Genomic DNA, 24275 nt, shown 5'->3' on the forward strand with positions numbered 1-24275 from the left:
GGGCTACGCTCCCAGGTCCGTAACCTCGACGGCGCCGACACTGGTGCCGCCGGCGGTGACGCGGAGGAAGTCGTCTCGCGTGCAGTAGCTCAGGTGTGCGGTCTTGTTGCCGACCGGGTAGTCGCCGTCGACCCGGAAGCCGACGCTCGCGTTGAGGCGGTGCACCGCGGTGTTGCGGACGTCGGGTTCGACGACCACCCGCGCGGCGCCGACCTCGAGGATCGCCGTCCGCATGATGTGCAGCATCACCGTGCCGGTGAAGCCGGGCAGGGCCTGCTCGGAGTGGGCCACGAGCAGATGCATCCCGATGTCGCCCTCGGCGTGGACGTAACCGCTTGCGGGGTCGGCGAGTTCGCTGGTCTGCAGATCGTACAGTTCGAACAGGAACTGCGGCCGCCCGTCGTGGTAGCCCAGGCGCATGCCGTAGGGCGTACCGGCCGTTGCCGCCGCGGTGTCCCGGATCATCTTCTCCACGTCCGCGACGGAGCTCTCCAGCATGTCCCAGTACTTGGCCTTGGGATGGGTCAGCCACCCGTGGACCGTGATGGCGTGCGACACGTCGTCGAGATCGACCGAGTGCAGGTCGTACGTGGGTGCCGATGAAGTGGTCATGATGCCTTTGCTGTCGGGGTGTCTGGTGGAAGCGGGCCTGCTGGATGCGTCAGGTGCCGGCGAGTTCGGCATCCACCTGTTGGTCGGAGAGGGCCACGACGTCGAGGAGGATCGCGGCGACCCGCTCGACCCGGGTGCCTTCGAGGGCGGTGAGCCGCTCGGCGAGACCCGCGATCGTCCGGTGACCGAAGATGTCGGCGACCGACAGTCGCGGGGCGTCGAGCCAGGTGCGGGACAGGGCCACGAGTCGGGTGGCCTGCACCGAGTCACCGCCGAGTGAGATGAAGTCCTCGGTGACGCCGATCGGCCGGACGGGCAGCACCTCGGAGAAGATCACGACGAGCGCCTCCTCGAGCGGGGTGCGCGGTGCGACGACCTGTGGGCCGCCCTCGGTGGTGTCGACGAGTGCCGCCAGGGCCTTGCGGTCGTACTTCCCGTTCGCGGTCAAAGGCAACGCGTCGAGGACGGTGACAGTCCGCGGGATCATGTGCGGCGGAAGGGACTCGGACAGACGGTCCCGGATCGCGTTCTCGTCGATGACCGTTCCGGCGGCAACGACCGCGGCTTGAAGATCCCGGCCGTCGGACCAGGCGACCGCCGACGCGACCTCGTCGAGAGCGAGCAGGCCTGCTTCGACCTCGCCTAGCTCCACGCGATAGCCGCGGACCTTCACCATGTGGTCGGCGCGGCCGAGGAAGTCGAGGAAACCGCCGGGTAGGTACCGGGCGAGATCGCCTGTGCGATACCACTTCTCGCCGTCGTGATGAACGAAACGATCGGCGGTGCGCTCGGGATCGCCACGATAACCGTCGGCGACGCCGGCGCCACCGATCCACAGTTCGCCGGGGACGAGGTCGGGCCGATCGCGGCCGGTCTCGTCGACGACTCGGCAGCGAACGCCGCGCAGCGGAACACCGTAGGGCACGAACGCCATTCCGGCCGGGACGTCGTCCGCCTCGCAGATGGTGGAGTGGATGGCGGTCTCGGTGGTACCGCCCAGTCCGGCGACGCGGCAGTCGGGCAGTTGTGTGGCGACTCGTTCGAGCAGCGAGACGTCGACCTTGTCGCCGCCCATGATGATCATCCGCATCGATGGCGGCAGTGAATCGATGTCGAGGATCATCCCGAGGATCGACGGCACGCAGTTGAGCACGGACACCGAGTGTTCGGCGAGGAGTCGCACCCAGTCATCGACCTTGGTGCGTTCGTCGTCGCCGGGTACGACGACGGCGCCGCCGACCGCGAGGAGACCGAAGATGTCGAAGACGGAGAGGTCGAACTCGAGCGAGGAGACCTGCAGGCTGCGGTCACGGGCGTCGATCGAGTAACGGTCGACGAGGTCGGAGATGGTGGCCACCGCGGCGCGATGGGGGACCTGGACGCCCTTGGGCAGTCCCGTCGATCCGGACGTGAACAGGATGTAGGCCAACTCCTCGCCGGTGACCTCCACCGGGTCGACCGGTGCTGAGGTGCGTGCCGCGTCGAGGTCGATGACGGTGGGGCCGTTGGACTCCGTCCAGGCGTCGACATCGGCGGTGAGCACGGCGCGTGGTCCGGCGATGGAGACGATGCGGTCTCGTCGGGTCGCGGGCTGCGTCGGCGCGATCGGCACGTAGGCGGCGCCCACGGCCAGGACGGCGAGCGCGGCGACGACCTGGTCGCCACCCTTGGGCAGGTTGACGACGACGGTGTCGCCGGTGCAGACGCCCGCGGCGGCGAGTGCGCCCGCCACCCGAAGTGCCTCGTCGGTGAGTTCGCCGTGCGTCCACGTCCGGGAATCGGTGGTGACCGCCGGGGTCGTCGGCCGTTGCGCCGCGCGACCGAAGATCGTGCCGTGCAGTGTCCCGTCGAAGGTGTCGGTGTCGGGCAGCGGTCGCTCGACCGAAAGTCGCTGTGCACGGACGTCATCGGCGACCGGGTCGGGTGCCGGGACATCCCATTCGCCGTCGACGAGGAGACCGAGAAGCCGGACGTAGTAGTCGAACATCGCGCGGGCAGTGGACTCGTCGAGGTCGGACACCCGGACGTCCCAGTTCAGGAGCAGTCCCCCGGCGATCTCGGTGACCTGGGCGTCGAGCAGCACCTGGGGCCCCTGCGACACGATCCAGGCGGGGTCGCCGAGGACGTCGGTCGCCTGAGGGGAGAACAGGTCGCCGAGCCCGAGCGCGCTGGTGAACACGACCGGCGAGATGACGGATTCGCCTCGGGCTCGGCCGAGTTCGCGGAGGACGTCGAGACCGCTCATCGATCCGTGAGCAGCGGCATCGTGCATCGCCGAGCGCATCTGGCGTGCACGCTCGGCGAGCGTTGCCGATTCGCTCAGGTCGGCCTCGACGAGGATCGACGAGGTGAAGTCGCCGACCACACGCTCGACGTCGGCATGGATCCGGGGACGATCGAACAGCGGAACGGTCAGCAGGAAACGGGAATTCGCCGCATGGGTGCCGACCGCCTCGGCGAAGACCGCCGCCACCGCGGCCGCGGGGGTCACACCTCGACGATGGGCGTGCTCCTCGAGACGCTTCCATTCCGAGGCCGAGACCGAATGGTGCAAGCGGACGCTGCGCGGCTCCACCTCGCCGCGGGCGGCGCGGTCGTCGAGCGGGAGTTCCGGCGGTCCGGGCAGGTGCGGGATGCGCTCCCGCCACCAGGCGAGGTCTTCGTCGCGGATCTCGCGGGAGGTTCGGTCGGCGGTGATCGTCGCGAAGGTGACACCCAGTTCGGGCAGGGTCTCCCCGCGGTAGAGGCGAGCGAAGTCGTCGACGAGGACGCGGTAGCTCATGGCGTCGGCCGCGATCATGTCGACGTCGAGGTGCACGCGGGTGGACCCGTCGGGCAGCAGACTCAGTTCCGCGCGGATGACCGCGCCCTCTTCGACGGGCAGGGTGCGATGCGTTCCGTGGGAACGCGTTTCGGCGAGTATCTTCTCGACCATCTCGGCCGACTGGCTGCGCAGATCGTGAACGGCGATCGCGTCCGGGTGTGCGGGCCCGACGACCTGCGTGCCGTCGGGGAGCACACGGACCCGCAGCATCGGATGACGCTCCATCAGCTCACCCATGGCGGTGGTGAAGCGGTCGGGATCGAGGCCGTGGCCGTCGAACTCGATGTAGAGGTGCGCGGCCACATTGCCGAACGCATGGCTGTCGGACCGTCCGATCCAATAGGCGTGCTGCATCGGCGCCAGTGGGAAAGGTGCTGTGGGATCGACGTTCTCCGGCGATGCGCTCATCTCCGCGGGAGTCGACGGTCCGCCGAGGAGCGCGGTCCAGGCGTCGAGGGTGGGGGAGGCGGCGAGGCGGGCGAAGTCGATGTCGATGCCGCGTTTGCGCCAGGTGCCGGCCAGTCGCATCATGCGCAGGGAGTCGAGGCCCTGGGCGATGAGGTCTCCGGTGGGGTCGAGGGACTCAGGTGTGACGCCGAGGGCGGCAGCGACCTGGGCCCGGATGTCGGCGGGGCTGACGAGGTCCGCGATGGGGGGAGTCATCTCAGGATTCGTGGCCATCAGCCGATTGCCTCTCGCGGGTCGGAAACGTCTTTCACTCGAGCACTCTGCCCAATTTAGGGTAGGTTATACTAACTAGTCGCTGTACGAAACGCCCGCTCCGGGCACTAGACTTAGGTAAGCCTAAGTTGCGGACCGTCGTCTGGCCAGATGATCTGAATCACGCCGCCATCGACGGTGGACGGGCTCTTGTGCGCTATGAAGTTTAGGCTAACCTATCCAAGGGTGGCGGGCCGACACCGGGCGCCGCGACCCGCGCGATACATGCGAACCGGACGCATCCACACGAACACGACAGCCGACACACGCGGTCGGCGAGAACGGGGAACGAACATGTCGCAGAGCAGCGTGGTTCTGGAGGAAACAGGCTCGACCAACACCCTCGCGGCGACCGTCCGCGAGGCGATGCTGGCCGGGGACACCACGCTGTCCGTGCTCGACTCCGAATCCGGCGAATGGGTGATCGCGCCCTGGCGCGAGGTTCACGCGCGCGCCGAACAGATCGCGGTGCAGCTCCTCGCCGACAGTGACCTGCACGAGCCGCTCGCCGTCGGTCTCATCGGCGATCCCACGGTCGACCTCATCGCTGCGATCCAGGGCGCATGGCTCGCCGGCGTTCCGGTGAGCATCCTGCCCGGACCCATCCGCGGAGCCGACGAGAGCCGCTGGGCGGAGACCACCTACAGGCGATTCGTCTCGATCGGCGTCGGCACCGTCCTCGGGAGCGGCTCCCAGCTCGATCTGCTCACCAAGGTCGACGGGCAGCTCCGCATCGCTAGGGTCGCCGAATACGGGATCGCCGCCGACACCAGCGGCTTCGTCGCCCGCAATGTCAACCCCAACAGCGTCGCGGTCCTGCAGGGCACCGCCGGATCGACCGGTGATCCGAAGACCGCGGTCCTCACGGCGTCGGCGGTGTACTCCAACGCCATCGAATTGGTGAGCCGCCTGGGTATGCACCGCACCCGCGACACCGGGTTCACCTGGTTGCCGCTCTACCACGACATGGGACTGATGTTCCTCCTCGCCGGAATGACGACGGGCATCCCCGCCTACGTGGTGCCGAACACGGCCTTCGCGGCCGCGCCGTTCAAGTGGATGCAGTGGCTGACCGAGACGAAGGCCACCGTCACCGCCGCCCCGAACTTCGCCTACGACATCCTCGGACGCTACGGAAAGCTCCTGCGCGACATCGACCTGTCGAACCTCCGTGTCGCGATCAGCGGCGGCGAACCCATCGACGCCGACGCCTTCGACAAGTTCCTGGAGGCCACGGCGCCGTTCGGCTTCGAGCCTTCGGCCGCCGCACCCGCCTACGGTATGGCCGAATCCGCCTGTGCCGTCACGATGCCCGCGGTCGGCGAGGGCGCGCACTACGACGAGGTCACCGTGACCCCGCCCGGCGGTGGCGAACCCATCCGCCGGCGATACGCGCTCCTCGGAAAGCCGCTGGGCGGCATGCAGGTTCGGATCGTCGAACCGAATGTGGACGTTCCGGTCATCGACGGGCGTTCGGTCGGGCACGTTGAGATCCGGGGTACCTCGATGATGCGCGGTTATCTCGGCGGCCCCGACCTCGGTGCGGGGGAATGGTTCGCCACCGGAGACCTCGGTTACCTGATCGACGACCGACTGGTCATCTGTGGACGCGCCAAAGAGGTCATCATCGTCGCCGGCCGCAACCTGTTCCCGATCGAGATCGAGCGTGCCGCCGCGGAGGTCGCGGGCGTGCGCCGGGGCGGTGTGGTCGCGATGGCCCGCGGTGAGGGCTCGTCGCGCCCGGGTCTGGTGATCCTCGCCGAGTACAAGGGTTCGGACCCGGACAAGGCTCGCGCCGAGGTCAACTCGGAGGTGGCGTCGGCGTGCGGGATCATGCCCGCCGAGGTGATCTTCGTGGCACCCGACGCGGTTCCGCGCACCACGTCGGGCAAGATCCGTCGCCTCGAGACCCGGCAGATGGTCGAGGACGGGGCGTTCGAAACCATCGGACAGAAGTGAGTCAAGTCGCGACGAAGGGCCGCGGCTGGCAGGGCGCCGTCCTCAAACTCCTCGGCGGCGACGACTTCGAGCTGACCGTGACCGGCACCCAGGTCGTCACCGATCACTATGTGCGCCTGACGTTCACCGGCGGCGGTCTTCTGGCGAAGCGGGCACTGCACCCCACTATGTGGATCCGGATGTGGTTCGACGACGCGGGCAAACTCCACCAGCGCGGCTACACCCTGGTCGACGCCGATCCCGCAGCCGACACCTTCGGCATCGAGTTCGCCCTCCACAACGGCATCGCGGCCCGCTGGGCTCAGCACGCGCGGGTCGGGGACACGATCACCGCCACCGTGATGGGTTCCAAGTTCACGATGCCCGGCGACGAGGTCCGCGGCTGGATCATCGCCGGCGACCCGGCCTCGCTCCCGGCGATCAACTCGCTGCTCGACGCGATCGGTGCCTCCGGCAGACCGGAGACGCCCGCGACGTTGTGGTTGGAGTACCAGCACGAGAGCGACAAGGCCCTGCCGGTGCGGGCCCGCGCACATGACACCATCCACTGGATCGCGCGTGAACACGACGGCGTCGCCCTCGTCGACGCGGTGCGGTCCTCGGCATTCGCCGCGGGCGACCACTTCGGTTGGGTCGCACTCGATTCGGTGAGCACCCGTGCGGTCGCGGCGTCGCTGAAGGACGAGTACGGCATCCCCAAGAAGTCGGTGAAGGCACAGGCCTACTGGATTCCGGGCAAGTCCTTCGCCTGACCCTTCGAGACGCTCGCAAGCTCGCTCCTCAGGGAGCGGGTTATCCGAGGTCGAAGACGACCGGCGCGTGATCGCTGGCGCCCTTGCGTTTCCGCGCCTCGCGGTCGATGTGCGCGCCCATGACACGCGTGTCGAGTGCAGGTGAGCAGAACGCGTAGTCGATGCGCATGCCCTCGTTGCGGGGGAACCGCAACTGCGTGTAATCCCAGAACGTGTAGCCCGGGGCATAGGGGAGGGCGGAGTCGACCAGGCCGCCGTCCAGGAACCGCTGCACCGCAGCGCGTTCCGGTGGCGTGACGTGGGTGCGTCCCTCGAAGTACGTGCGATCCCAGACGTCGTCGTCGGTCTGCGCGACGTTCCAGTCGCCGGCCAGCATCATCTCGGCGGCGGGGTCGTGGGCCAGACGCAACGCGATGTGGTCACCGAGGGCGTCGAGCCAACGGAGCTTGTACTCGTAGTGCGGGTCCTCGGGTGTCCGCCCGTTGGGCACGTACAGGCTCCACACCCGGATTCCCGCGCACACCGCCGAGATCGCGCGGGCCTCACGGATCGGCTGGTTGTCGACCGGATACGTGGGTACCCCGTCGAAGGCGATCTCGACGGCGTCGAGTCCGATTCGCGATGCGATCGCCACACCGTTGTAGGCGCCCTGCCCGACGTGGGCGACGTCGTACCCGGACGCAAGGAAGCTCATCAGCGGGAAAGCGTCGTCGTGACACTTGGTCTCCTGCATCGCGAGGACGTCGATATCGGCCGATTCCATCCACTCGACCACCGATTCCGATCGTGCGCGGATGGAGTTGACGTTCCACGTGGCGAACCGCATTCAGCACTCCCCGATGCTGTCGAGGTCGGCGACCGGCACACCGGCGCCGTCCCAGCGCGTGCGTACGGCCGAGGCGCGTGACGAGGAGGTCGACAGGACCAGTGCGAAAGTCCGCCCCAGGTCGCGATAGTGATCGCGGTAGAAGCCGATCGAGTCGGCGAACCAGGTGAAGGTCGCGTCGTCCTCGTCGAGCAGGCGGTGAGCCTGGGTGACGTGGGTGACGATGGAAGCCGGAGTGCGGCCGTCGGCATCGGGGGCGTCGAGATCGCGCATGCAGTCGTCGAAGGCATCTCGGTTGCGGCCGAAGTGATCGGGGAAGTCCCACACGCGCGCGAAGGCGGTGTACATGGCCCCGGTGGTGGTCGCCGCGGTGCCGCTGATGGTGCGCAGGCGGACGCCTGGACCGAGGTCGGGCAACTCCGGGGAGAGCGTGAGTCCGACCGCCGGGCCGTCGTTCCCCGCGCCGTCGAGGAAACGGCGGAGGCGACTGCCGAAATCGTCGTGCGAGGTCATGACGGTCCTCGAATCAGGATGAACGAGCGGTAGTGATCGGCTGTGTACCAGGCGGTTCCGTCGCTCCCGGTGACGATCCGCTCGGCGTCCCGGCTGCGGCCGGGCTCCTTCGGGTTGACGTCCCATTCCCGGTATGCGACACGGCGGCCGTCGGCATCCGTGGCCGGCAGACGACGCTCGTTGTTACGGAAGGTGATCCCGCCCTTCGTCCCCGGTGCGCGGGCGGCCTCCGGCCACTCGCCGGCGTCGATGAGCGCGAGGGTGCGCGTGACGTGCGCGGGGGCCGCCGCGGGTGCCGGCGTCTTCGCCGTGGAGGTCCTCGTCCTGCTCGACTTCGGGGCCGTGGTCTCGGAAGTTGTGTTGCGGGCCGTCGACTCGGCTGTGGTCGACGTGGCAGCAGTGGTCTTGCCGGCCGACGTCCGGACGGTCGAACTCTTCGACGAGGCCGAACCCGCGGTGACCGACTCGTCGGCGCCGGAATCGCTGCCGCTGTTGATGAACCAGGTGATCGCGAACACCAGCGCGATGACGACGAAGGCGGCCGCGGTGATCACCGCCTGCCGGCGGCGTTGGGCAACGGCCGGCGTCGAGCGTGAACGGCTTGGCATCAGAGTTCCTGGGGTGCGGGGTCGGGGGTGACGTACCGGTAGCTGTGGTGCAGGCCGAAGCCGAGTCGGCGGTACCAGGCGCCGGCGAGGCGGTTTGTCGTCTCGACCTGCAGGTACGCACGAGCGGCGCCCTGCTGAGCGCCCCATGCCACCAGCTCGGCGAGGATCTGCGAGGACAACCCCCTCCGGCGTCGTTCCGGGTCGGTCCACAGTGCCGACAGTCCCAACCACCGTCGGCCGTCCGGGGATTCGGTGACCACGCCGCGGCCGATCGCGATGACCGCCGATGACTCGTCGCGGATCGCGGCGAAGACCGGCGGCCCGTCGCCGGCGGTCACCACCTGCCGTACGGCGTCGGTGGCGTCCTCGACGTCGGTGTCTTCGCCGGCACGGTGCCCGGTGTAGGCGGCGAGCCATTCGGCATGCGGCTCGTCGGATAGACGAACTGCGTCGGAACGGGACCCGGCCAGCCGTGCCGTCAGCGGCGCCGCGTCGCAGGTGAGCATCTGCACCTCGATGTCCTGGACGCCGCCGACGGTGGCGGCCTTCACCAGGCGCTCGGGAAGTGCGAGAAGGGGCGGCAGGTCCCGTTCGGCGTACCACCGCGCGATCCGGGCGAGCGTCGTCGCGTCCGGGTGGGCCGACATGTCCAGTGGGATCGCGGAGTTCGCGCGGCGGCTGAACCCGTGTCCGGCGCGGACGAACCACCCGGCGATCCACGCGGTCTCCACTCCCGGCCAGGATCGTGCCGCGACACCCTCCAGGGCGCGGATCTCCTTGTTACGCACCGGCGTCGCCGAGAGGAGCCGCACCGAGGTGACGGTGGCAGCGGGGATCGACACCACCTCGCCGTCGCGTTCGAGGCGAAGCGGATCGGTGTCGTCGAGCAGGACGCCGGTGACATCCGATTGCGCCGCATCGGGATTGCCGCGCCAGTCTGCGGGCGTCGAGTCACCCAGCAGATAGCGCACGACGACCCGGTCGCCGATCACGGCGCCCGACTTCGTCGTGTGCAGCTGGGACACTGTCGCCCGGTGTGGCCTGATCAGTGGCGGTCAGTCGTCGTCGTCATCGTCGTCGTGCCCGAACGGGTCGGCGACGGCGCCCGGCAGCCAGGTCAGTCCGGGGACACCCCACTTGTTGCGCTTGATGGCCTTCTTCGCGGCGCGCGCATTGCGGCCGACGAGCACGTCGACATAGAGAAAGCCGTCGAGGTGGCCGACCTCGTGCTGCAGCATCCGGGCGAAGAAGCCGTTGCCCTCGATGACGATCTCGGCGCCGGTCCGGTCGACGCCGGTGACGCGTGCCCAGTCGGCGCGGCCGGTGGGGAACTGCTCGCCCGGCACCGACAAGCAACCCTCGTCGTTGTCGTCGGGATCGGGCATGGTCTCGGGGATCTCGGAGGTCTCCAGGACCGGGTTGATCACCTCGCCGCGGCGTCGGGTCGCCATGCGGTCGCCGTCGGGGCAGTCGTAGACGAACATGCGTGACCCGACCCCGACCTGGTTGGCGGCCAGTCCGACGCCGTGGGCGGCATCCATGGTCTCGAACATGTCGTCGAGGAGGGTGATGACCTCCGGCGACGGACGGCCGTCCGCGTCGAGTGGGACCGGGGAGGTGGGCTGGTGCAGCACCGGCTCGCCCACGATGCAGATCGGGAGAATCGCCATGTCGATCACCCTAACGCTGCTCAGAGCGCCGCAACGACGCCGGGTACGGCGTCGCGGACCGGCCGTGCGTCGTGGCGAGTCACAGCACGATCGGACGCCCTGACCGTGGTTAGATTGTCTGCGAACCACACTGTTGTGATTCGTCGCCGTGCCGCCGATGTCCGATTCGTTCCGTCTGGATCGGCCCGCCGGTTCCGTGCACGTCAGCGACGGTGTGAGGGTCATCAGGTTTATCGGTGAGGGAGTGAGATGGACGGCGCAACCGCGCGTAGCCAGAACGACGGCGAGCAACCCACCCCCGACAACGGAGCCCAGCCCGACCCGCACGAGGTCGGTGCGGACGGTCTGTCGCGCCGAGAACACGACATCCTGGCCTTCGAACGTCAGTGGTGGAAGTACGCCGGCGCCAAGGAAGAAGCCATCAAGGAACTGTTCGGCCTGTCGGCGACCCGGTACTACCAGGTGCTCAACGCGCTGGTCGACCGGCCGGAGGCACTGGCCGCGGATCCCATGCTCGTCAAGCGACTCCGCCGCCTCCGTGCGTCGCGCCAGAAGGCCCGCGCCGCGCGCCGTCTGGGCTTCGAGATCACCTGAGACGCTGACCCCGGTCAGCCACCCGAGGTGCGTTAAGGTCGTCGGTGATGAATGCAGACCGTGAGCCCAATCGCCTGCCGCTGCGCGCGGGGGCGATGATGCTCTTCGCAGTGGCCGTCGTCTTCATCGGGCTCGGCTGGCATTCCGCGGCGACCTCGGGAAGCGAACCCCAGGCCACCGAGACCACCGCGACCGCCACCCCGACACCCGCCTCCACCACGTCGTCGACCTCCGCGTCGTCGACGACGAAGCGGGTGTGCGTGATCAACGCCGGTCAGGTGTCCGGACTCGCCTCGGATGTGAGTGACCTGCTGAAGGAGAAGGGCTACACGATGGCCCAGCCCGGCAACTACACCGCCGGCGGTTTCAGCGAGAACACGATCTTCTACGACTCGGACTCCGACAAGGCCCAGGCCGACGAGCTTGCGAAGGCACTGGGCGGCACGGTCTCGGTCGAGGAGCGTCCCAGCTCGTTCACCCGATGCAAGGGCGGGGTCCCGGTGATCGTGGTGACCGCGGTCAGTGGATCGTGACGCACGCGGCCGGACTATCGTCGAATCATTCGCACAACTTCAACAGCGCGCAGTGCAGTCGTCGCGCACCGTTGGGCCGACGCCCAGTGAACCGCCCACAGCCGGGCGAAGCCCCGGTGACAGTGATCAAGGAGTGACATGTCCGGACGTTCGAAACTCACCGCGTCGCGCGCCCTCGCCGCGCTGGCTTCCGCGGGACTGATCGGGGTCGCCCTGGCCGGGTGCAGCCCCGACCAGAACCCCACGGATGTCCCCGGCACGACACCGCCGGTGATCTCCGACAAGCCGCTGCCCCCGGGTGCCGCGGACAACGTCGACGACGAGCCCAGCGGTCAGGTCGCGACCGCCGAGATCAAGGACACCTCCGGCAAGGTCGTCGGCGAGGCCACCTTCTCGGCCGAGTCCCAGGGCGACGGCCCGGTCACGGTCAGCGTGCGTGTCACCGACGGTGACCTACCCGCAGGCTTCCACGGCATGCACATCCACGAGAACGGCACCTGCGACGCCGGTTCCGGTGGGGCACAGGCCTTCACCTCGGCCGGTGGGCACCTGCAGGTCGACGGCAGCACCAGCCACCCCGCAAGCGGTGACCTGGTCTCGATCAACATCCTCGAAGACCACACCGGTCGTACCGTGACGACCACCGACGCGGTGAAGCTGGATCAGGTCTTCGGCAAGGCCATCATGATCCACGAGAAGCCCGACAACTTCGGCAACATCCCGGCCGACAAGTACCCGGGTGGACCGAAGGAAGAAACCCTGAAGACCGGTGACGCCGGCTCGCGCATCGCGTGCGGCGTCATCGAAGAGCGCAGCTAGGCACCCGCGATCCGGCACCGGGCGCGGCCGCCCATGTCACCGATCGAGTTCGACGGGTCGCCGACCCCCACGCTGGGGGTCGAGTGGGAATTCGCTCTGACCGACAAGGTCACCGGCGATCTGTCGAACTCGGCGGCGGCGCTCTTCGCCGCGGTCGGTGAGCATCACCCCGACCGTGAGGGGAAGATCCACAAGGAACTGCTCCGCAACACCGTCGAACTCGTGACGGGAATCTGCCGCACCACCGGTGAGGCGATCGCGGATCTGACCGACACCCTCGGCGTCGTACGGGTCCTGACCGAGGAACTCGGCGTCGACCTCTACGGCGCCGGCACGCATCCCTTCGCCGAGTACTCGACGCAGTTGCTGACCGAAGGTCACCGCTACGCCGAGCTCATCGAACGCACCCAGTGGTGGGGTCGGCAGATGCTCATCTGGGGCGTCCACGTCCACGTCGGGATCAGCCACCGCGACAAGGTGCTCCCGATCCTCGACTCCCTGCTGAACTTCTATCCGCACCTGCTGGCGCTGTCCTCGTCGTCGCCGATGTGGGCCGGTCAGGACACCGGTTACGCCAGCAACCGCGCGATGATGTTCCAACAGCTCCCCACCGCGGGACTGCCGTTCCAGTTCGAGACGTGGGACCAGTTCGAGGCCTTCGTCGCCGACCAGAAGACGACCGGCATCATCGACCACCTCAACGAGATCCGCTGGGACATCCGCCCGTCACCGCATCTCGGCACCATCGAGGTCCGCGTCTGCGACGGCATGACCAACCTCGACGAGCTCTCCGCGATCGTCGCACTGATCCACTGTCTCGTCGTCGACCTCGACCGCCGGTTCTCGGCGGGGGAGACCCTGCCGACGATGGCACCCTGGCTGGTCCAGGAGAACAAGTGGCGCGCAGCGCGATACGGCCTCGACGCCATCGTCATCCTCGACGGGCAGTGCCGGGAGGAACTCGTCACCGACGATCTGCATCGGCTGCTCGAACGCCTCCAGCCGATCGCACGCGACCTCGGCTGCGTCGACGAACTCGCCGGCGTGGAGCGCATCATCACGCAGGGTGCCAGCTATCAGCGGCAACGCGCGGTGTACCGCGACACCCACTCGATGCGCGATGTCGTCGCATCGGTTGTGGCCGAGCTGGATTGACCCCTCGGTACGCCCCTCCGCACCGCCTGAGGACCGTGGACCGGGGCTCCATCGGCGGATTCGCGGCGAGAAGCAGCGGCAAGTGGCGGCTTGGTTGAACTCGGCTCAAGGTAGGCACGGTGTGCGACGGTCCTAAGCCGTGAACCGGCGAACTCTCGACTCTCGTCCTTGTTCCCTATGACGACAGGGCGCGATACTAGCGCGACTAGGTGGCCAGGGCCGGGATCGAACCGGCGACCTTTCGCTTTTCAGGCGAACGCTCGTACCAACTGAGCTACCTGGCCGCGGGCACCCGTTTCGGATGCCTTGCGCAAATCGCCGGATTCTCCGGCGTCAACTGCGACCCTGACGGGACTCGAACCCGCGACCTCCGCCGTGACAGGGCGGCGCGCTAACCAACTGCGCCACAGGGCCTTGCTGTACTACGTCAGTCCGAAGACTGTACCCCCTACGGGATTCGAACCCGCGCTACCGCCTTGAAAGGGCGGCGTCCTAGGCCGCTAGACGAAGGGGGCTCGGTGCGACTCGCCCCATGGTTGCAGCGCAAGCCGAACACGTTACATCAGCTTAGGGTAGGTCCCCGCCGGAGCCAAATCGCACAGCAGGAACCACAACTCCAGTCTGTTTGTGGAGGCGCGTTGGAGAGCTGCCGGTCACGGCGCACTTCACCTCCGAATTGCGGACTGAACCTGTTCCAGCACGCGCTGCGCCAGGAGAGGTGGCACGGAGTTACCCAACTGATACTGAACGCTCGCACGCCCTCCTACGAACTCGAATTCGTCGGGAAACGTAAACAGGCGCTTTACCTCGGGAACGCGCAGTCTTCGGTTGTCCCAGTGGAATGGTCCGACATTGGGGCCTGGTTGCGCCTGGATCGTAGGCGATGGCTTGCCGGGGTCAAGCTTCAACAAGAATGACCAGTAGCGGCTCCGCCACTTGAAGAGCGGCTGGGGATGGCCCCTTTCCTCGGTGTAATGGAGGTAGTTGCCGCCTGGCGGAATGTCCTTCAGTAACTTGCCGTATTGTCCGCCGAGGGTCTCTTCCCGCTCTGGCTCTGTGACCAGGCCTGCCAGAGCCTCGCCTGCCGTGACGTGCGGTCTGTCGGCGGTTCCTGTCGCCCTCCGCTCCCACTTGCCGCCGTGCGTAGCCTTCGGCAGCGTTGGTGTTGGCGTGCCTTTAGGGGTTCCGACAATGAATAGTCGTGGGCGGGCCTGTGGCACACCGTAGTCCGCAGCATTGAGAACCGCCATATTGCAGTCATAACCCGCTTCGTCGATCTCCCGAAGTAGACGCGTAAGCGCAGGTCTGCTGGCTTGGTTGTTGTAGGTCAGTGCATATACATTCTCGAGCACAAACGCTCGCGGCCGAGACTCTCGGAGAACGCGGGTGTACTCCTGCAGAAGGGAGGCGTCAGGGTCGAGTCCTGAACGCTTCCATTCGAGCCAGAACCCGCTCTTCGAGAACGGTGTGCATGGGGGCCCTCCCACGAGCAGGTCTGGTCTCTGCCCTTTGCGAAGACCAGCTGCCTTAAGGATCTCAGTCGTGGAAGTTTCTAGGATGTCCTTGTGGATCACCGGAGCGCCCAGCTTGGGGAAGTTCTTCTCCATTGTCATCGCAGCATCTGCGTGGCGTTCAACAGCAGCCCGGACGTCAAATCCCGCGAGTTCGGCACCCAGGTCGAGGCCTCCGGCCCCTGAGAACAGTGAGATTGCTACGCCGCGGGTGGTCGCCATGCTAGAAAGCTTCTCACGGCTGTCCGACACCCACGTATGGGACTCACCCACAGGATGCGATCTACTGGCGACGCATCTTGTCTAGCAGCTGAACAACTACAGGTGCTGTCTTGAACTTGTACTTGCGCCAGTAGGTGTAGAACTCTTCGGGTGTCGCGAACGCACCTCTGCCGTCCCGAAGCGCATCGATGTCCTTAACTGCTCCGATGTACTCGCGTGTAGTGGAGGAACGTTGCTCGCTGGCGATCTTCCATGGTTGCTGAACGATCAGTTCCAGGTCCCGAACCCTCCCGGAAGCTTTGTCATCGAGAGTGTAAATACCGAGAACGTCGAGGTGCGAAGTGTAGTCGGCGAAGGGACGAAACGTACCAGGAAACTGCAGGTCAGGGTGCTTAAAGTAAGTGTTACCTGTGTAGAGGGTTATCGCGCTCTGGGTCTTGTTCGCTGGAGTGCCGCTCTTGCGGACAGCGCGTCGAGCGACTTTGATGTCGATGGCGTGATACCCGCCCCCGAAAGCGTCGCCGCTGATTTCGAGGTCTGGGTAACCGCGCTCGGTCCCTCGCTCCGCGAAGGCGCTGGTTAGGCTCGATATGCGGTCGATAAGGAACCCGACGATGCCGACCTCAAGAACGTTCGCGAGCGCGGCCGGCTCCTTCGGTAAGGGGAGGATGTGCCCACCAGCTGCTAGCTGCTTCAGTAGATCGACTTCATCCTTCGCGGTCAGCGGCCACGCGTGGTCGCCTTCTATACGATATGCGCCTCCGAGGCCGAAGGTGTATTCCGAACACTGGGCTCGTAGCCAGTTCTCCAAGTCGAGCGATTCCGTCACAGACGCAGCATCTCATGAAGGATTTCAGCAGCGACAGAGCGTAACGTCGCGAACTAGGACGGAGGTGTTCGTGGCTTTAGTGGCAGAACGAAGAACAGGCAGAAACAGTCGTTGATCCCGTCCGACGACTTATCGATGGCTTATGATCTCGACACCGACCGATACGCGGAGATGTCGGCAAGTTGTCCAATAGATCTCAAACGAGCCTTTTCGTACGGGATGCAACTTGACCACTGCGGCCCCGAACTCTCCGCTAATCCCGGTCGGGTGACTCCATGTCGCGCTCCTCCATGAGGCCGTCGCGGGCGCGCTGTTCCTGATAGGCGAGGCGTCCGATCCGGTGGGCGACCACCGGTGCCGTGATCAGCGCGAAGAGCCCGGCCAGGATGAGCATCCCGCTGTCGACGTTGTCGCCGAGGCGGACCACCGCGCCGAGCAGGATCAGCAGCAGCCCGAAGGTCTGCGGTTTGGTGGCGGCGTGCATCCGGCTCAGCGTGTCCGGGAACCGCACCAGACCGATGGCCGCGGTGACCGCCATGAGGCAGCCGATGAGGATCAGCGTTCCGCTGACGATATCCACGATCATGTCTGGTCATCCCGGACTCGGAATCGTGCGATCGCCACCGATCCGACGAAGCTCAGCAGCGACAGCGCGACGATGGCCGGCACGACCGTCGAGTCGAGGCTGTAGGCCGCCCACACACCGAGACCGCACATGCACAGCGCGATGAGGACGTCGAGCGAGACCAGACGGTCCAGCGTCGACGGTCCGCGCAGGATGGCGATCATCGTCAGGATCGCGGCGATCAGGAGCATCGTCGCCGCGATCGTCCACACGACGCTCATGACTCACCTCGATCCGAGCGGGAGGTCTCCGCCGCCGCGGTCGGGATGTCCGCCGACTGCGCACCGGCGACCGGTTGGATGGGCCGCACGTGATGGAAGTCCTCGTCGATGCCGTGGTACGGGCTGGGATGCCATTCGCTGTCCCGCTCGAAGGCCTTGATGAACATGCGCTCGACGTAGGCGACCTGGTCGTAGAACGCGCGCACCTTCTTCTCCGACCGGACGTCGAAGACGTGGACGTACAGCATGCGACGACGGTGGTCGATCTCGAGCACCATCGTGCCGGGCACGAGGTTCAGGTAGTCGACGGCAAGGGTGAGGACCATGTCGGACTTGATCGCAACCCGGACGCGCACGACGGCACCGAGTGGCGGTCGGCCGGGTCGGATGGCCATCCAGCCGATCTGCAGGCTCGAGACGAAGAAGTCGACGACGAGCCGGACGACGAGCCGGGCCAGCGACAGCGGGTGGATTCGGCCCTCGACGGGTACGCGCGGTAGGGGCAGCACGGTGAGCACCGCAACCGCGAGGACCACGCCGCCGATGATGTTGGCCCACGAAACGGTGCCCCACAACAACACCCAGACGAAGGTCAGCCAGGCGATGGTCCACAGCCGGACCCCGACCTCGCGGCTGTCGCTGCCGAGCCACTTGGGCAGGCGCGTGTGATTGCGCAGCCACACCAGAGCACTGACGAAGTGCCAGAAGATGAACAGCAGTGACACCCGCCAGGTGTTGATCACCAGCGAGAGTACGGGGCCCTTGGTGGACACCACCGGGGCGCGTCGCTTCATGGTCCGTTCGCCACCGTCGGGCTGCTTCCCGCTGGGCTGTTCTCCGGTCGTCATCGTGATTCACCTCCGCCCAGTACGGCCTCGACGTACACGCCGCGGTGGACGACGTCGGTTGCGGCGCTGTCGGTGAAGTCGAAGATCGGGCCGGCCCACAGTGTGAGCACCAGACCGGCGACGACCATCGCGAACGTGGGGAGGACCATCATCGCCGGCATGCGGCCGACGTCCTCACGTTCGGAGAAGGCGCCGTCGTCGCGTTCGTCGATGAGTGCGGACGGTCCCTGGTCGGCGAGTTCGCCCTCGGGGGCGTCGGCGCGGGGCCGCCAGAAGCCCTTGGTCCAGATTCGGGCCACCACGTACAGCGTGAGGAGGCTGGTGACGACCGAGCCGGCCACCAGAATCCAGGCCAGCACCGATCCGTTCTGGACGCCGGCCTCGAGGAGTGCGACCTTGCCGATGAACCCGGAGAACGGCGGGATACCCCCCAGGTTGAGGGCCGGGACGAGGAAGAGGACGGCGAGGACGGGGCTGGCGATCAGGCCGCCGAGCCGACGCAGTGAGGCCGATCCCGCCTGACGCTCGATCAGGCCCACCACCAGGAACAACGTGGTCTGGACGAGGATGTGGTGGGCGACGTAGTAGATTGCCGCCGACATCCCGAGTTCCGACGACAGCGCGACGCCGAAGACCATGTAGCCGATGTGGCTGACGAGGGTGAACGACAGCAGACGTTTGATGTCGGACTGGGCGATCGCACCGAAGATGCCCACGATCATCGTCAGCAGACCCGCGACCATGAGCACCGTGTCCATCGACCCGCCGGGGAACAACAGGGTGTGGGCGCGGACGATCGCGTACACACCGACCTTGGTGAGGAGGCCCGCGAACACCGCGGTGACCGGGGCGGGCGCGGTCGGGTAGGAGTCGGGCAGCCACGTCGACAGGGGGAAGACCGCGGCCTTGATGCCGAACGCCACGAGCAGTACCGCATAGAGGGCGTTGCGGGTGCCGTCGGGCACGTCGTCGAGGCGGACCGCCATCTCCGCGAGGTTGAGCGTCCCCGTGGTGGCGTAGGCGAAGGCGATGCCGGCCAGGAAGATCAGCGACGACAACATCGACACCATCACGTACGACGCGCCGGCGCGGACGCGTTCCTCGCTGGCGCCGAGCGTGAGCAGCACGAAGCTCGCGGTGAGCAGCACCTCGAAGGAGACGTAGAGGTTGAACAGGTCGCCGGCCAGGAAGGCGTTGCAGACACCCGCGGTCAGGATCAGGTAGGTCGGCAGGAAGATCGACGTCGGCTGCTGGGCCGTGCCGTCACGGATACCCTGACCGATCGCGTACACGACGACGCACAGCAGCACGATCGTCGAGACGACCAGCATCAGCGCCGCGAGCTGGTCGACGACCAGCGTGATCCCGAGTGGGCCGTTGGGGAAGCCCTTGTCACCCCAGCCGCCGATCGCGACCGCGAAGGTACCGTGCCGGTCGGTCAGGTAGAGCAGCAGACACGACGCGATGAACGCCACCGAGATCGCCGCGATGGCGACCACGCGCTGGAACCGCGGGCTGCGGCCGAGTAGCAGCGACAGCGCGGCGGCGCCGAGGGGGACCAGCGTCGGCAGCGTGATCAGGACGGGAATCCAGGACGGCTGCGGAGTCATCGGTCACCCCCTTCGGAATCGTGTTCGGCGTCGTCGGTGGCGACCTTCTCCCCGGAGCTCCCGATGACCTTCGGGTGGTCGGAGTCGTCCTCGGGGATCTTGTCTCCCACGAGGTCCGGGTCGTCCTCGGAACTGTCGGACCCGATCTCGTCGATGACGTCGGAGTCGGTCGGCATGATGTCGGTCTCGTGCAGCGCCGCGTGACGTTCGGCGACCTCCTCGGGGGAGAGGGGGTTACCCGAGTCGTCGAAGTAGTCGCCGCTGGCGGTATCGGACAGCGTGACCGGGTCGTCGCTGCGGTCGCGATCGGGGGCCGTGTCGAGTGTGCCCGTCTTGATCTTGACGTCCTCGACGTCGTCCTCGAGATCGTCGTCGTCGCGGTTGATCACGAACAGCCGGTAGACGAGCGCGAGCACGAACGCCGCGACGCCCATGGTGATGACGATCGCGGTCAGGATCATTCCCTGGGCGAGCGGGTCGGCATCCGTGGCTCGGTTCTCCGACGACCGGCCCAGGATCGGCGGATTACCCATCCCGCCGGACACCACGATGATCATCAGGTTGAGCGAGTTGCCGGCGAGGAGCAGGCCGAACAACATCCGGACCAGGCTGCGTTCCATCAGCAGGTACACGCCGCACGCGGCCATGACCCCGACGACGAGGAGGAGTGGGAGATTGGTGCTCATCGGACCACCTGTCCCTCTCCCGCGGGGACGTTCTCGGCCGTCGGCTCGTCGGATTCGGCCGGGATCGCCGCCGGATCGGTCTGGGTGCGGACGGGAGTGCGCGCCATCGTCGTCTCGACGTCGAGGCGGGCCCCGAGGCTGCGCAGCACGTCGAGTACCAGTCCGATCACGATGAGGTAGATCCCGAGGTCGAAGAACAGCGCGGTGACCAGCTTGATGTCGCCGAGGACCGGGACGGTGATCTCGAAGACGGCGGACGAGAGCGCGGGCGCCCCGAGGAACAACGACGTGATCGCGGTGGCGGCGGAGATCGCCAGACCTGCGCCCAGGATGCGGCCCGGTTCGATCGGCAGGGCCTCCCCGAGCTCGTAGCGGCCACCCGCCAGGTACCGCAGGACCAGCGCGAGACCCATGGTGAGGCCACCGGCGAATCCGCCGCCCGGCGAGTTGTGTCCGGCGTAGAAGAAGTAGACCGACAGCACGACCATCGTCGGGAACAGCAGTCGGGTGGTGGCCTCGAGGACCATCGATCGATGCCGGGGGTCGCGCAGACCAGACCCGAGCAGCCAGGTCGTGCGGTCCGGTGGGATCGGATCGTCGTCGTCATCGGTGTCGTTGTCGCTGATCCCGGCCTGCAGGCGAGCGGCGTCGGCGACGCGTGGTACCGCGCCGAAGCGCCGGTTGCGGAACACCATCGAGGCGACACCCGTCGCCGCGGCGATCAGCACGGACACCTCGCCGAGTGTGTCCCACGCGCGGATGTCGACGAGGATGACGTTCACCGCGTTCGCGCCCTGACCGAACTTGTAGGCGGCCTCGGGAAGGTCGACGTGCAGTGGCTCGGTCGAGCGTGCGGAGGCCGCGTACAGGCCGATCACCACGAGCATGGCGCCGAAGGCGAGGCCGATCAGCGCGCGCAGGGGCTTGAAGCCGGTGGCGTGCCGCTTCTCCGGCTCGGCCGGCAGCTTACGCAGGACGAGCACGAAGATGACCAGCGTCAGCGTCTCCACCAGGAACTGGGTGAGCGCGAGGTCGGGGGCGCCGTAGAGGGCGAACAACATGCCGCAGCCGTAACCGGTTACGCCGACGAGCAGCGTCGCGGCGAGACGATTGCGCAGGACGACCGCTGCGATCGAAGCAGCGATCATGATGCCGCCGATGACGAACTGGGGAGCGGTGGCGTCGTAGTCGATCTGCAGCTGGTCACGGGCGCCGAGGAACAGCACGATCGTCGGCAACAGGATCGCCGTGCAGAGGATGACGCCCTGGGTGACGGGCAGCGATCCGCGCTGGGTGTTGCGTGTGAGCAGCAGTGAGACGGTGTCGGCCGAACGCAGCGCGGCGTCGTAGATCCGGTCGGCGTTGAGCATCGGCCGGAAACCGAAGACACGGTCGCGGATCTTGCGGATGCCGAGGAAGGCGATGACACCGCCGACGATCACGATGATCGAGAAGATCACCGGGAGTCCGAAACCGTGCCACAGCGCGAGGTGTTCGAGCTCGTGTCCGTAGCTGTTCAGGGTCTCGGCGTAGGGCTCGAAGAGGGCGCCGATCGGCCCGCTGACGAAGCCGGCGACCACACCGGCGACGGCGAGGACGACCGGGGAGATGTAGAAGGCCCAGGCGGGGGCGTGCATCTTCGCCACGGCCGGGCTGGGTGTGTTGCGGACCTTGCGTCCGAACGCGCCCCACAGGAAGCGCAGCGTGTACGCGCAGGTGATGATCGATCCGACCAGCAGGACGATGTCGACGGTGTGGGCCTGCCAGGAACTGAGGGCCCCGGTGTCCCAGACCGACGCGAAGGCGGTCTCCTTGCCGATGAACCCGAAGGTGAACGGGATGCCGGCCATGCTCGCACCGGCGAGCGCCGCGGTGACGGCGAGCACCGGCAGGCGGTGCCCGAGACGTGCGAGCTTGCGGATGTCGCGGGTACCGGTCGCGTGGTCGATGATGCCGACGACCATGAACAGCGACGCCTTGAACATGGCGTGCGCGACGAGCATGGCGAGGCCTGCCATGGCCACGTTCGCATCGCCGATGCCGACGAGGACGGCCATGAATCCCAGCTGGGACACGGTGCCGAAGGCGAGGATGAGTTTCAGGTCGAGTTCACGGAGTGAACGCCAGCCCCCGAGGACCATCGTCAGCGCACCGAGGCCGACGACGGCGATCTGCCAGCTGGCGGTGGCCGAGAAGCCCGGGGCCAGACGCGCGATCAGGTAGATGCCGGCTTTCACCATCGCGGCAGCATGCAGGTAGGCGCTGACCGGCGTGGGGGCGGCCATCGCGCCCGGGAGCCAGAAGTGGAACGGGACGATGGCCGACTTGCTGAGCGCGCCGATGAGCAGCAGGACGATCGCGATGTCGACGTAGACGCCGGTCGGCGGTGCCGCGATGATCTCCGAGAGCAGGTAGGTCCCGGAGCGTTCGCCCAGCATGATGATGCCGACGAGCATGGCCAGGCCACCGAAGGTGGTGACCAGGAGAGCCTGGGTGGCCGATCGCCGGGCCGTCGCACGGACGCCGTAGAAGCCGACGAGCATGAACGACAGGACGGTCGTGAGCTCCCAGAACACGTAGAGCACGAGCATGTTGTCAGAGATGACCAGACCGAACATGGCCGCCGCGAAGGCCACCATCTCGCCACCGAACAGCGCGACGCGCGGGCGGGCGTCGTCGAAGTAGTGGGCGCAGTAGCAGAGCACGAGGGCGCCGACGCCCAGGATCAGGACCGACAGGATCGCCGTGAGGGTGTCGAAGCGGGTGACGATGTCCATCTGCAACGACGGAACCCAGCTCACCGTCTCCACGACGGCGCGGTCGGCCTCGGGGGCGGGCCAGTGGGTGATCACCCAGATCAGGGCGCCGAGCGGCGCGAGCGCGAGGATGTAGAAACCCCGGGTGCCGATCCAGTGGATGACTGCGGGCGCGATCAGTGCGCACACTGCCAACGCAGCCAACACAGAAATCAAAAGGGCACTCCGTCTTTCTCCCGGCGGGGTGTCACGGGCGAACACCCGCGGGAACTACTTTACCGTTGCCCGTATGTTCCGGTTCGACTGGCTCTGGCGTCTCGTTGTGGTACTGGCTTCGATCGCGGTGGTCGGTGGCGCGCTGGCCGGGTGCAGCGAGGAGGAGCAGGCGGGCCCCGATGGGGTTCCGCTGCCGTCTGATTTTCCCGTCACGCAGGTGCCGCTGATCGACGGGCACGTGCTGTCGGCGAGCGGTACGCGCGCCGACGGCTGGGAGGTCACCGTCCAGGGTCCGGCGAACGGCGGCAACCAGCTCGAGGCGGCGACGAAGAAGCTGACCGACGCCGGTTACGTCGAGTCGCATCGTTCCACCGAAGGCGGACAGTCCGTTGCCGTGCTGTCCGCGGCCAAGGGTGGGTCGACCTACTGGGTTCAGGTCGGCGCCTCCCCGCAGGCCGCCGGTGGCGGATCGTCGGTGTTCTACCTGGTCAACGTCGAGTAGGTTCGTCCGCGGCACCTGCGTGGTCCCGGACAGCGCCGTACAGGAAATCCCGCAGCCGCGTCTCGAAGAGCCGGCGCGGGGTGAGGTGGTTGGCCGACAGCGCTCGGGACAGGTGCGGCTGTGTGTCGGGCGAGACATGCCCCGCGGCGGACGACCGGCTGTGCGGAGGCTGCGACGCCTCCATCAACACGGCGCCGACGACGAGGCTCTGCACGCCTTCCAGGATTCGGACCTGGAGCTCGGTGGGGACACCTGACGCGGAGAGAAACGACGCACAGTCCTCCTGAACGGAGACGAACCGCACGCGCGGAAGATGCGTAACCAGGAGCGGTGCCGCGTTCCGATGTCGGAGGACCGACTGCCGGAAGTTCAGGGAGATCCCGATCAGGTAGTCAGGCCAGTCCGGTCCCGGCTTCACCCGAGGTCTCCGACTCGGTCCGGCGACGCGGAGAGCGACTTCGGCGAGCAGCTCGTGCTTGTCCCTGAAGTGGTGATAGAGCGACGGGGCGCGGACTCCCAGCTGCTCTGCCAGTCGCGGAAGGCTGAACGCATCGAGTCCTTCGGTGTCGATGATCTCGAGCGATGCCTGCACTGCCGCGTCACGGTTGATCAACGGTTTGGACGGCCGTGGCATCAGTCACCCCTTTGGTTGTCTCGCCTTCGC

At 67.1% G+C, this 24275-nt stretch carries 23 protein-coding genes and 3 tRNA genes; 7 read left to right on the forward strand and 19 right to left on the reverse strand.

The window, feature by feature from the left end:
• Window positions 1–3: 3 nt before the first annotated feature.
• Together GKZ92_RS02810 and GKZ92_RS02815 are read right to left on the reverse strand one after the other, a co-directional pair.
• A complete protein-coding gene (locus GKZ92_RS02810) occupies window positions 4–612 on the reverse strand; it encodes a GNAT family N-acetyltransferase (RefSeq protein WP_155224975.1) in 609 nt (202 codons plus the stop codon).
• 49 nt (window positions 613–661) lie between these two features.
• Window positions 662–4117: a non-ribosomal peptide synthetase gene (locus tag GKZ92_RS02815; protein ID WP_155224976.1), complete on the reverse strand. Its 3456-nt coding sequence runs from the start codon at window positions 4115–4117 to the stop codon at window positions 662–664.
• A 333-nt stretch (window positions 4118–4450) separates the two neighbouring features.
• On the opposite strand from GKZ92_RS02815, the gene mbtM reads away from it, so the two are divergent.
• Together mbtM and GKZ92_RS02825 are read left to right on the forward strand one after the other, a co-directional pair.
• Window positions 4451–6115 (forward strand): long-chain-fatty acid--ACP ligase MbtM, encoded by a 1665-nt coding sequence (gene mbtM, locus GKZ92_RS02820; RefSeq protein ID WP_006358114.1) that lies wholly within the window; start codon window positions 4451–4453, stop codon window positions 6113–6115.
• Window positions 6112–6867 (forward strand): siderophore-interacting protein, encoded by a 756-nt coding sequence (locus GKZ92_RS02825; RefSeq protein WP_006358113.1) that lies wholly within the window; start codon window positions 6112–6114, stop codon window positions 6865–6867. The genes mbtM and GKZ92_RS02825 overlap by 4 nt, the downstream gene beginning before the upstream one ends.
• Window positions 6868–6907: 40 nt before the next feature.
• Here the strand turns inward: GKZ92_RS02825 and GKZ92_RS02830 are convergent, their stop codons facing one another.
• Genes GKZ92_RS02830 through GKZ92_RS02850 form a run of 5 tightly spaced genes read right to left on the reverse strand, consistent with a single transcriptional unit; the run spans window position 6908 to window position 10484 of the window.
• Window positions 6908–7693, reverse strand: coding sequence for an exodeoxyribonuclease III (locus GKZ92_RS02830; protein WP_006358112.1), 786 nt, complete (start codon window positions 7691–7693; stop codon window positions 6908–6910).
• Window positions 7694–8206 carry a barstar family protein gene (locus GKZ92_RS02835; RefSeq protein WP_006358111.1) on the reverse strand — a complete coding sequence of 171 codons (513 nt, stop codon included), beginning with the start codon at window positions 8204–8206 and terminating at the stop codon, window positions 7694–7696.
• Window positions 8203–8814, reverse strand: a complete 612-nt coding sequence (locus GKZ92_RS02840) for a ribonuclease domain-containing protein (RefSeq protein WP_035755228.1) — start codon at window positions 8812–8814, stop codon at window positions 8203–8205. Before GKZ92_RS02840 ends, GKZ92_RS02835 begins: the two co-directional genes overlap by 4 nt.
• The gene (locus GKZ92_RS02845) at window positions 8814–9839 is read right to left on the reverse strand and encodes an N-acetylglutamate synthase, CG3035 family (RefSeq protein ID WP_006358109.1); all 1026 of its coding nucleotides are present in this window, start codon (window positions 9837–9839) and stop codon (window positions 8814–8816) included. The genes GKZ92_RS02840 and GKZ92_RS02845 overlap by 1 nt, the downstream gene beginning before the upstream one ends.
• Window positions 9840–9869: 30 nt before the next feature.
• Window positions 9870–10484 (reverse strand): peptide deformylase, encoded by a 615-nt coding sequence (locus GKZ92_RS02850; protein ID WP_006358108.1) that lies wholly within the window; start codon window positions 10482–10484, stop codon window positions 9870–9872.
• Window positions 10485–10733: 249 nt separating this feature from the next.
• On the opposite strand from GKZ92_RS02850, the gene GKZ92_RS02855 reads away from it, so the two are divergent.
• The 4 genes from GKZ92_RS02855 (at window position 10734) to GKZ92_RS02870 (ending at window position 13585) form a co-directional block, all read left to right on the forward strand.
• On the forward strand, window positions 10734–11078 hold the full coding sequence (locus tag GKZ92_RS02855; RefSeq protein WP_006358107.1) for a DUF3263 domain-containing protein: 345 nt from the start codon (window positions 10734–10736) through the stop codon (window positions 11076–11078).
• 47 nt (window positions 11079–11125) lie between these two features.
• A complete protein-coding gene (locus GKZ92_RS02860) occupies window positions 11126–11611 on the forward strand; it encodes a LytR C-terminal domain-containing protein (protein ID WP_006358106.1) in 486 nt (161 codons plus the stop codon).
• 138 nt (window positions 11612–11749) lie between these two features.
• Window positions 11750–12430, forward strand: a complete 681-nt coding sequence (locus GKZ92_RS02865; RefSeq protein WP_006358105.1) for a superoxide dismutase family protein — start codon at window positions 11750–11752, stop codon at window positions 12428–12430.
• A 33-nt stretch (window positions 12431–12463) separates the two neighbouring features.
• A complete protein-coding gene (locus tag GKZ92_RS02870) occupies window positions 12464–13585 on the forward strand; it encodes a glutamate--cysteine ligase (protein ID WP_006358104.1) in 1122 nt (373 codons plus the stop codon).
• Between the two features lie 210 nt (window positions 13586–13795).
• On the opposite strand, the gene GKZ92_RS02875 is transcribed toward GKZ92_RS02870, so the two are convergent.
• The 11 genes from GKZ92_RS02875 to GKZ92_RS02925 all read right to left on the reverse strand — a co-directional run bounded on the left by GKZ92_RS02875 (window position 13796) and on the right by GKZ92_RS02925 (window position 23109).
• Window positions 13796–13869, reverse strand: a tRNA-Phe gene (locus tag GKZ92_RS02875).
• A 56-nt stretch (window positions 13870–13925) separates the two neighbouring features.
• Window positions 13926–13999 (reverse strand) — tRNA-Asp (locus GKZ92_RS02880).
• A 28-nt stretch (window positions 14000–14027) separates the two neighbouring features.
• Window positions 14028–14100 (reverse strand) — tRNA-Glu (locus tag GKZ92_RS02885).
• Window positions 14101–14250: 150 nt separating this feature from the next.
• A complete protein-coding gene (locus GKZ92_RS02890; RefSeq protein WP_075863630.1) occupies window positions 14251–15318 on the reverse strand; it encodes a DNA cytosine methyltransferase in 1068 nt (355 codons plus the stop codon).
• 61 nt (window positions 15319–15379) lie between these two features.
• Window positions 15380–16147 (reverse strand): type II restriction endonuclease, encoded by a 768-nt coding sequence (locus GKZ92_RS02895; RefSeq protein WP_006358102.1) that lies wholly within the window; start codon window positions 16145–16147, stop codon window positions 15380–15382.
• A 253-nt stretch (window positions 16148–16400) separates the two neighbouring features.
• Window positions 16401–16733 carry a monovalent cation/H(+) antiporter subunit G gene (gene mnhG, locus GKZ92_RS02900; protein ID WP_006358101.1) on the reverse strand — a complete coding sequence of 111 codons (333 nt, stop codon included), beginning with the start codon at window positions 16731–16733 and terminating at the stop codon, window positions 16401–16403.
• Window positions 16730–16993 carry a monovalent cation/H+ antiporter complex subunit F gene (locus tag GKZ92_RS02905; RefSeq protein ID WP_006358100.1) on the reverse strand — a complete coding sequence of 88 codons (264 nt, stop codon included), beginning with the start codon at window positions 16991–16993 and terminating at the stop codon, window positions 16730–16732. Before GKZ92_RS02905 ends, mnhG begins: the two co-directional genes overlap by 4 nt.
• The gene (locus tag GKZ92_RS02910; protein ID WP_006358099.1) at window positions 16990–17841 is read right to left on the reverse strand and encodes a Na+/H+ antiporter subunit E; all 852 of its coding nucleotides are present in this window, start codon (window positions 17839–17841) and stop codon (window positions 16990–16992) included. The genes GKZ92_RS02905 and GKZ92_RS02910 overlap by 4 nt, the downstream gene beginning before the upstream one ends.
• On the reverse strand, window positions 17838–19451 hold the full coding sequence (locus GKZ92_RS02915) for a Na+/H+ antiporter subunit D (RefSeq protein ID WP_006358098.1): 1614 nt from the start codon (window positions 19449–19451) through the stop codon (window positions 17838–17840). Before GKZ92_RS02915 ends, GKZ92_RS02910 begins: the two co-directional genes overlap by 4 nt.
• The gene (locus tag GKZ92_RS02920) at window positions 19448–20137 is read right to left on the reverse strand and encodes a Na(+)/H(+) antiporter subunit C (protein WP_006358097.1); all 690 of its coding nucleotides are present in this window, start codon (window positions 20135–20137) and stop codon (window positions 19448–19450) included. Before GKZ92_RS02920 ends, GKZ92_RS02915 begins: the two co-directional genes overlap by 4 nt.
• Window positions 20134–23109 carry a Na+/H+ antiporter subunit A gene (locus GKZ92_RS02925; RefSeq protein WP_035754938.1) on the reverse strand — a complete coding sequence of 992 codons (2976 nt, stop codon included), beginning with the start codon at window positions 23107–23109 and terminating at the stop codon, window positions 20134–20136. The genes GKZ92_RS02920 and GKZ92_RS02925 overlap by 4 nt, the downstream gene beginning before the upstream one ends.
• A 73-nt stretch (window positions 23110–23182) precedes the next feature.
• Here GKZ92_RS02925 and GKZ92_RS02930 point away from each other — a divergent pair, with 73 nt between their 5' ends.
• Window positions 23183–23611: a hypothetical protein gene (locus GKZ92_RS02930; RefSeq protein WP_035754937.1), complete on the forward strand. Its 429-nt coding sequence runs from the start codon at window positions 23183–23185 to the stop codon at window positions 23609–23611.
• On the opposite strand, the gene GKZ92_RS02935 is transcribed toward GKZ92_RS02930, so the two are convergent.
• Window positions 23598–24245 (reverse strand): TetR family transcriptional regulator, encoded by a 648-nt coding sequence (locus GKZ92_RS02935; RefSeq protein ID WP_035754935.1) that lies wholly within the window; start codon window positions 24243–24245, stop codon window positions 23598–23600. The two genes, GKZ92_RS02930 and GKZ92_RS02935, sit on opposite strands and share 14 nt — an antisense overlap.
• Between the last annotated feature and the right edge of the window lie 30 nt (window positions 24246–24275).

This window comes from Gordonia sp. 135 (genome assembly GCF_009720185.1).
In the GTDB taxonomy this organism is placed as follows: domain Bacteria; phylum Actinomycetota; class Actinomycetes; order Mycobacteriales; family Mycobacteriaceae; genus Gordonia; species Gordonia alkanivorans.

Coding starts and splice junctions, on each gene's coding strand:
- GKZ92_RS02810 (WP_155224975.1), bottom strand. CDS start 612: ATGACCACTTCATCGGCACCCACGTACGACCTGCACTCGGTCGATCTC.
- GKZ92_RS02815 (WP_155224976.1), bottom strand. CDS start 4,117: ATGGCCACGAATCCTGAGATGACTCCCCCCATCGCGGACCTCGTCAGC.
- mbtM (WP_006358114.1), top strand. CDS start 4,451: ATGTCGCAGAGCAGCGTGGTTCTGGAGGAAACAGGCTCGACCAACACC.
- GKZ92_RS02830 (WP_006358112.1), bottom strand. CDS start 7,693: ATGCGGTTCGCCACGTGGAACGTCAACTCCATCCGCGCACGATCGGAA.
- GKZ92_RS02835 (WP_006358111.1), bottom strand. CDS start 8,206: ATGACCTCGCACGACGATTTCGGCAGTCGCCTCCGCCGTTTCCTCGAC.
- GKZ92_RS02840 (WP_035755228.1), bottom strand. CDS start 8,814: ATGCCAAGCCGTTCACGCTCGACGCCGGCCGTTGCCCAACGCCGCCGG.
- GKZ92_RS02850 (WP_006358108.1), bottom strand. CDS start 10,484: ATGGCGATTCTCCCGATCTGCATCGTGGGCGAGCCGGTGCTGCACCAG.
- GKZ92_RS02855 (WP_006358107.1), top strand. CDS start 10,734: ATGGACGGCGCAACCGCGCGTAGCCAGAACGACGGCGAGCAACCCACC.
- GKZ92_RS02860 (WP_006358106.1), top strand. CDS start 11,126: ATGAATGCAGACCGTGAGCCCAATCGCCTGCCGCTGCGCGCGGGGGCG.
- GKZ92_RS02865 (WP_006358105.1), top strand. CDS start 11,750: ATGTCCGGACGTTCGAAACTCACCGCGTCGCGCGCCCTCGCCGCGCTG.
- GKZ92_RS02870 (WP_006358104.1), top strand. CDS start 12,464: ATGTCACCGATCGAGTTCGACGGGTCGCCGACCCCCACGCTGGGGGTC.
- GKZ92_RS02890 (WP_075863630.1), bottom strand. CDS start 15,318: ATGGCGACCACCCGCGGCGTAGCAATCTCACTGTTCTCAGGGGCCGGA.
- mnhG (WP_006358101.1), bottom strand. CDS start 16,733: ATGATCGTGGATATCGTCAGCGGAACGCTGATCCTCATCGGCTGCCTC.
- GKZ92_RS02905 (WP_006358100.1), bottom strand. CDS start 16,993: ATGAGCGTCGTGTGGACGATCGCGGCGACGATGCTCCTGATCGCCGCG.
- GKZ92_RS02910 (WP_006358099.1), bottom strand. CDS start 17,841: ATGACGACCGGAGAACAGCCCAGCGGGAAGCAGCCCGACGGTGGCGAA.
- GKZ92_RS02915 (WP_006358098.1), bottom strand. CDS start 19,451: ATGACTCCGCAGCCGTCCTGGATTCCCGTCCTGATCACGCTGCCGACG.
- GKZ92_RS02920 (WP_006358097.1), bottom strand. CDS start 20,137: ATGAGCACCAATCTCCCACTCCTCCTCGTCGTCGGGGTCATGGCCGCG.
- GKZ92_RS02930 (WP_035754937.1), top strand. CDS start 23,183: ATGTTCCGGTTCGACTGGCTCTGGCGTCTCGTTGTGGTACTGGCTTCG.
- GKZ92_RS02935 (WP_035754935.1), bottom strand. CDS start 24,245: ATGCCACGGCCGTCCAAACCGTTGATCAACCGTGACGCGGCAGTGCAG.